This is a genomic window from [Clostridium] aminophilum, assembly GCF_900101295.1.
GTDB classification, from domain to species: domain Bacteria; phylum Bacillota; class Clostridia; order Lachnospirales; family Lachnospiraceae; genus Clostridium_R; species Clostridium_R aminophilum_A.
The window spans coordinates 1-6,121 of sequence record NZ_FOIL01000091.1 but is presented as its reverse complement, the minus strand read 5'-3'; the positions used below and the strand labels follow the sequence as shown (position 1 = coordinate 6,121).

The 6,121-nt window shown below is 46.0% G+C and carries 6 protein-coding genes; 4 read left to right on the top strand and 2 right to left on the bottom strand.

The genetic code is table 11. From position 1 onward, the window contains the following. The first annotated feature begins 478 nt into the window (after positions 1 to 478). The 4 genes from BMW41_RS13755 (at position 479) to BMW41_RS13740 (ending at position 2,683) form a co-directional block, all read left to right on the top strand. Complete coding sequence (locus BMW41_RS13755) at positions 479 to 1,318, top strand: SDR family NAD(P)-dependent oxidoreductase (protein ID WP_074650771.1); 840 nt, start codon at positions 479 to 481, stop codon at positions 1,316 to 1,318. 231 nt (positions 1,319 to 1,549) lie between these two features. After that, positions 1,550 to 2,029, top strand: coding sequence for a 23S rRNA (pseudouridine(1915)-N(3))-methyltransferase RlmH (gene rlmH, locus BMW41_RS13750; RefSeq protein ID WP_074650769.1), 480 nt, complete (start codon positions 1,550 to 1,552; stop codon positions 2,027 to 2,029). A gap of 92 nt (positions 2,030 to 2,121) precedes the next feature. Further along, a complete protein-coding gene (locus BMW41_RS13745; protein WP_330387021.1) occupies positions 2,122 to 2,364 on the top strand; it encodes a prevent-host-death protein in 243 nt (80 codons plus the stop codon). Further along, positions 2,354 to 2,683, top strand: coding sequence for a type II toxin-antitoxin system RelE/ParE family toxin (locus BMW41_RS13740; RefSeq protein WP_074650768.1), 330 nt, complete (start codon positions 2,354 to 2,356; stop codon positions 2,681 to 2,683). Before BMW41_RS13745 ends, BMW41_RS13740 begins: the two co-directional genes overlap by 11 nt. A gap of 110 nt (positions 2,684 to 2,793) precedes the next feature. Here BMW41_RS13740 and BMW41_RS13735 read toward each other — a convergent pair whose 3' ends face one another. Further along, positions 2,794 to 4,014 carry a tyrosine-type recombinase/integrase gene (locus tag BMW41_RS13735; protein WP_074650766.1) on the bottom strand — a complete coding sequence of 407 codons (1,221 nt, stop codon included), beginning with the start codon at positions 4,012 to 4,014 and terminating at the stop codon, positions 2,794 to 2,796. A 194-nt stretch (positions 4,015 to 4,208) separates the two neighbouring features. Continuing rightward, positions 4,209 to 5,891 (bottom strand): hypothetical protein, encoded by a 1,683-nt coding sequence (locus tag BMW41_RS13730; protein ID WP_074650764.1) that lies wholly within the window; start codon positions 5,889 to 5,891, stop codon positions 4,209 to 4,211. Positions 5,892 to 6,121: the final 230 nt, after the last annotated feature.

Here is a 6,121-nt window from a genome sequence, read left to right as displayed (position 1 = left end):
AAGCATATTTGAAAAAATGCATTTAAAATGTGCATTTGAAAAAGCAAATTTGGAAAAAACAAATTTAGAAAAGCACATTTGCAAAACACATTGATCGGGTGACACGATCCATTTCTGTGGAAACAGATCCGATTTATCCTGCAGCCATTCTGCCGGTTTCTCAAGGGAAACCGCGGATGGCTGCGTTTTTATTTCATAGAAAATTTCTCCGAAATTCCCTATGAAACAAAAACGCTCCGCGAGGATGCGCACGCCGCTGTAAGGAAGCTGTCACCTAACGGTGACCAGCGGCGGCGCGCAAAGTCCGCCGGGCTCCCCTCAGGACTGAGGAGATGGGGGAGCCGAAGTCCGCTTGCGGACTTTGTTCTGTCACAGGAAATATTTCTGAAATATCCTTGCAAAATCCGGAAATATGCTTATGATGGATTGTAAAACATATATATCCTATAGGTATACAGAATAAAAGGAGGAATGGGGAATGGATTACGAATTGAGAGATCAGTCTGTTGTTGTGACCGGAGGCAGCAAGGGGATCGGTTTTGCGGTCTGCAGAGAATTCCTGAAAGAAGGCGCGATCGTCACCTTCAATGCCAGAAATCGGGATGAAGTGGAACAGGCAGTGGAGGAACTGTGTCATACGGAAGTGGATGGGCAGACGGCGGAAACCATGAGGAACCGGATCCATGGACTGGTTCTGGACGGTACGGATGAACAGGCGGTATCGGAATTGGCATCTTTTGCAGCGGAAAAGAGCAGCAGCCGGTCCATTGCTGCCTGGATCAACAATATCGGAACCAACCGGGCGAGAGCAGGAGAAGGATACACGGACGGGGAACTGGATTTTCTGATCGCGGCAAACTTTAAGGCCACCGTCTTCGGCACGCAGGCGGCATTTTCCTGTATGAAACAGAACGGCGGAAGTATCGTCAATATCGCGAGCCTTGCCGCCCGCGCGGCAACCACAGGGCGCTCGACCATCTATGCGGCGATGAAAGCGGCGATGGTGCAGTATTCCCAGACTGTGGCCGGTGAATACGGCGCGTACAATGTCAGAGTCAACAGCCTGATGCCGGGATATACAATGACGCCGCTGGTCGCCTCTACATTTACGAAAGCGGCGTTGGATCATCTGATGGAGAACAATCTTCTCCGCCGCATGGCAGATCCCGAAGAGATCGCAAAAGCGGTGCTGTTTCTGGCAAGTCCCGTGTCCTCTTATGTGAACGGAACATCACTCGAAGTGTCCGGCGGACATAACATTGTGCTCAATCCGGAGTATTCGTATTTGAAAAAGAAAGGGGAGGAGATACAATCGTAACGATCTTTGGCGCCCGGTTTTCCGGGGGTCTTTGCAAAACCCTCTCAGATCCGATATACTTTTCTGGAGAAATAACCGTGGCAGGAAATAGAATTCGAAGGATTCTTATGCTGCATGATGATAATCTGTGTCATCCGCCGGTTGCTGCAGAGGAAACATGGATATAATCCGTGTTTCCTCCGATTCCTGTCGTGAGGACATAAGTATATAAGAGTATAAGAGGAACGATCAATGAAAATCACCATTTTATGTGTCGGGAAAGTCAAAGAGAAATACTGGAACGGCGCCATTGACGAATACATGAAGCGGCTGGGACGCTACTGCAAGCCGGAGATCATTCAGGTGCCGGATGAGAAGACACCGGACAATGCTCCGCCGGCAGTAGAAGAGCAGATCCGCATCACCGAAGGTGAGCGGATTCTCGCAAAATGGGATGAATCCGCATTTACCGCCGCTCTTGCCATTGACGGTGAGATGAAAAGCTCGGAGGGACTCGCCGAACTGATTGAAAAAAAGACTGTGAGCGGCGTAAGTCACATTCAGTTTGTGATCGGCGGATCACTCGGTCTTTCCGAGGCGGTCCTGAAGAAAGCGGATTACCATCTCAGCTTTTCTAAAATGACCTTTCCGCATCAGCTCATGCGCGTTGTTCTGCTGGAGCAGATCTATCGGAGCTTTAAAATTATCAGCCATGAGCCGTACCATAAATAATTTTGAGATATAAGGGAAATAAAAATTGAAATGTGACCAAATATATACTATAATTTGGCCACAGAAAGGAGGGCTCTATGCAGATAGTTCCAATGAGAGATTTAAAAAACACCGTTGAAATCGAGCGTATGTGTGCAGAAGCGAATGAGCCGATCTTTATCACGAAGAATGGATATGGAAGACTTGTTGTCATGGACATCGACTACTATGAACGGACAATGAGAAAAATTGATGAGGCGGCTCTTGTCAATAAGGGAATCGAAGATTATGAGAACGGAAATGTGGTTGACGGCAAAACTGCGCTGAAAAGAATAAGGGAAAAACATGGTATTTAAAGAATACGAATATGTTTTTACTGAGATGGCAGAAGCTGATATCGATGAAATACTATCATATATGGCAGAAGATTTATCAAACCCGGCTGCGGCTGCAAATTTTGTGACGAAACTAGAAGATACTCTTCAAGAGATTTGTAGGAATCCGAAGATCGGAAGACCTGTAGAAAATTCGTATATAAGGAGAAATGATGTTCGGCGTTTTCTGGTAAATAATTTTACGGCGTATTATTTTGTCGATGAAGAAAACGAACACATCATTGTTTTGAGAGTCGTATTCAGCAGACGGAATCAGGAAACAATCAGTAAGACACTATAGAGATGGAATGAATCATCGGAAAATGTATCAGGCGGCGGGACAAAGATCCTGTCGCCTGATCTGTTATTGATCGAGTAATCAGTGAAACGGGTTTTGATGAGCGATGTCGATCATAAATGATCCAGATATGACGCAACCTTCTCCATCTCGCCGCGCCTTGTCTCATCCAGACTGTGCGCATAGATATCCATCGTCGTTGAGAGAGAGCTGTGGCCGAGAATGCTCTGCAGTGTCTTGTAACTCATGCCGTTTTCAATGCAGCGCGTCGCGAAGCAATGACGTAACGTATGGAACGTGAAAGAGTGACTGATGCTATTATTTGCAAGAAGAGGAGTGATGATTTTGGACAGGTCCTTCTGGACACAGGCCTGATAGATCGGTTTGCCGCAGGGGCTCGTAAATACAAGATTCGGGATGACTTTCGTACCGTTCTTGACTCTGTAATCGGGAGAAAGGGCAGGAACATAGACGGCGGAACCGGCGTTGACATCTTCATCGCCACGGTCCGGAGCGGCGTTCATCGCCGCTTCATGGAGTAGCCGTTTCTGTTCTTTGCGGTGTTCTGCCAAAAGCTCGGCGGCAGCGGAAATCATCGGAATATCCCGTTTGGATGATTTTGTCTTGGGCGTTTCGAGGAACAACCCCTTTTCTGCGGTGTAATCCAGCGTATGACGGACATGGATCAGCCGGTTTTCCATGTCGATGTCATTCCAGCGAAGGGCGGTGATCTCGCCGATCCTCATCCCGGTCAGTGTCGCCAGCTTGTAGAGAGGGTAGTAAAAGCTGGGCAATGCGGCATTCAGGAAGATCAGTTCTTCTTCGGCGGTCAGAACCTGCTTTTTCGGCTTTTCCTGCGTCTTCGGCCGGCTGATGTTCTTCATCGGATTAAACTCGATCATTGCGTTCTTTCTCGCCTGTTCCAGCATTCCGTAAAGCAGCACCCGGCTGGTATTGATCACGGTGGGAGAGTAGTGGTCCGAAAGATCGTTCATAGTCTCCTGAAGCTCTTTGGCGGGAATCTGATCGAGGCGGTAATCCCCCAACTCATCGGCAATGTAGTTTTTATATGCTTTCCAGTAAGAATACGCCGTCACGGCCTTACAGTTCTTTTTATAGATAGTCATCCATTCCAGAAACCACTGATTCATCGTCGGCGTCGTCATGCGTTCACACAAATGATTGTAAACTTCATATTTCTTGCGATACATCGCGATCTCCGCGTCTTTTAAATGGGCACTGTATCCGCTGTATGATACGCCTTCATGCTGGAACCGCCACATATAGCGGCCGTCCTTGCGATGTGTAATTCCCTGTGGTAATTTCTTCTCCATAGTCGTCATCTCCTTATTTTAATATAGTAAAGATATTAAACATAACATCGCAGATAACTTCAGTTCGATAAGAGTTATACGGGAAAGAGCGGGAAAATACAGTAAAATACGCAAAAGGAGTCCCGCCGAAGCGGGACCCCCCTATGTCATGATTTTCATTCAGGTAAATGAAGATTACATAATATTAGAATGAATTACTTCTCGGCATCCTGTCTAGCTTTCGCTGCATCCGAAAGTGCTTTGGTAAGGTTAGCCTGATTCAGGAAATCATATCCCTTCGCCTCATCAGTTTCATCTGGTTTCAGGATTGCATCTTCGAGAATGTAGTTGTCTGTGCTATCAAGCTGGATGTGCGGGATAACTGCATTATCATTGATAAACTTCGTCTGAGAATCAGTTAAATCAAGATCGCCAGTTGCTGTCTTCTTGACAGTAAGTCTGTAATTCTTGTTGTTAACGGACAGATACTTATCCTCTTCTGTGTCACCGGTAGCAAGTTCAACATCTTTTTTATTGAAGGACTTCTGGAGTTTGCCCTTGCTGTTTACAATGTAATAGTTACGGGATACCTTATAGATTCTGTAATCATCGTCTGCTTCCAGTCTCTTTCCCATGAAGTAGAGATAACCGTCTTTCTCACCGGTGATGCCATGGCCCTTGCCGGTATTCTTGGTCTGGAAGTAGTAGGAGAAAGTATCACCATCTGCTTCTTCAACGTTAGAAACCTTACCAGTCTGCATATAACCGTCATCGTTAAAGAAGTATGTGTTTCCCTCAATGTACTGAAGACCAGTCTTCATCTTACCAAATTCGTCAAAGCAGAATGTACCGGTCTTTCCATCCCAGGAGAGCTTCTCCTTCTTTCTGTAGACTCCATCAGAACCATCATTGAGCAGAGTGTCATCCTTGACCGTATCTGCGTGTTTTGGTTTACTGTCTTTGAAGTAGTACCAGTTGGTATCGCCGGCTTTATTTAAAGATTCCGAACCGGAGATATACTGCCAACCCTTGTATCGAGCACCATTGTTTGCTCCGTCACCATTTTCCTGATACCAACGCATCTCATCGATGCTAATGTTTCCATCTGTTGCCTTATCGAGCATGGCATAGGTAGCCGGTGTGACCTTTTTGTTGTAAACCCACTCATAGAGCATCTGACCGTGCTTATTGAATGCGAATTTGCGACCCTTGATGGTTTTCTCACCTGTCTTGTGATAGAGCTTACCGGAAGCGTCGAACCAGTACCAACCTTCGTCATCACAATCGTCATCTTCTGCGCATCCAAGAACGGAGTGACCGGTCTCACGATCCTCATCATCATCATCGATACCGGATTTCTCGAGCCATCTCCACTCGTTTCTTGTTTCCCAACCTTCGTCTTCTCCACCGAGATAGTAGACGGTAGCATCCTCATCAGTGTCGTTGTCGCCTGCTGCAGTCTGCCAACCTGTAAGCATCTTACCTTCATCATTGAAGTGGTATGTCTTGCCAGCGATAGTCTTCTTAGTGTTAGTAACCTTCTTACCTTTGGCATTGAAATAATACCAATGCTCTCCGGTATCTTCCGGGCTGTCGACATCTTCATCATCTTCAAGAGTCTTAACCCAGCCGTTGGTGATCATCGCGCCGTCTTCGCCGACATAGTAGTCATCCTCAACCCACTTGTTAACTGCCATATTGCCGTCGTCGTCAAGATAGAACCACTTATTGCCGTCCTTCTTCCACTCGCCGGTTACCATGTCATCGTCTTTGTCGTAATAATGCCATGCACCTGCCTCGTCCTTCTCCCAACCAGCGGCGAAGGATGTCATAGATGCGCCCATAGCAAGAAGAGCTGCTGCAGAAAGAACTGCAACATATTTAGTCTGCTTTCTCATTTAATGCACACTCCTTTTTCCTTTGTGTTTTGTGTAAATGCTTTTTCTAAAAATGCAGATAAAATTGAAACTATGGTTGACAATATGTTCTATACAACATATCATTGAATTAGGAGAAGGAGTAAATATGTTCGAAGTTGAATTCTATGATACAAAGGATGATTATATGAGGAGGTTTGGGAAATGAGCAGCTATAGAAAATATAAGGAAGAAGTTTTAAAAAATCCTCT

What these genes read in the sequence shown, in the direction of transcription:
- BMW41_RS13755 (WP_074650771.1), top strand. Translation starts at nt 479, where the DNA reads ATGGATTACGAATTGAGAGATCAGTCTGTTGTTGTGACCGGAGGCAGC.
- rlmH (WP_074650769.1), top strand. Translation starts at nt 1,550, where the DNA reads ATGAAAATCACCATTTTATGTGTCGGGAAAGTCAAAGAGAAATACTGG.
- BMW41_RS13745 (WP_330387021.1), top strand. Translation starts at nt 2,122, where the DNA reads ATGAGAGATTTAAAAAACACCGTTGAAATCGAGCGTATGTGTGCAGAA.
- BMW41_RS13740 (WP_074650768.1), top strand. Translation starts at nt 2,354, where the DNA reads ATGGTATTTAAAGAATACGAATATGTTTTTACTGAGATGGCAGAAGCT.
- BMW41_RS13735 (WP_074650766.1), bottom strand. Translation starts at nt 4,014, where the DNA reads ATGGAGAAGAAATTACCACAGGGAATTACACATCGCAAGGACGGCCGC.
- BMW41_RS13730 (WP_074650764.1), bottom strand. Translation starts at nt 5,891, where the DNA reads ATGAGAAAGCAGACTAAATATGTTGCAGTTCTTTCTGCAGCAGCTCTT.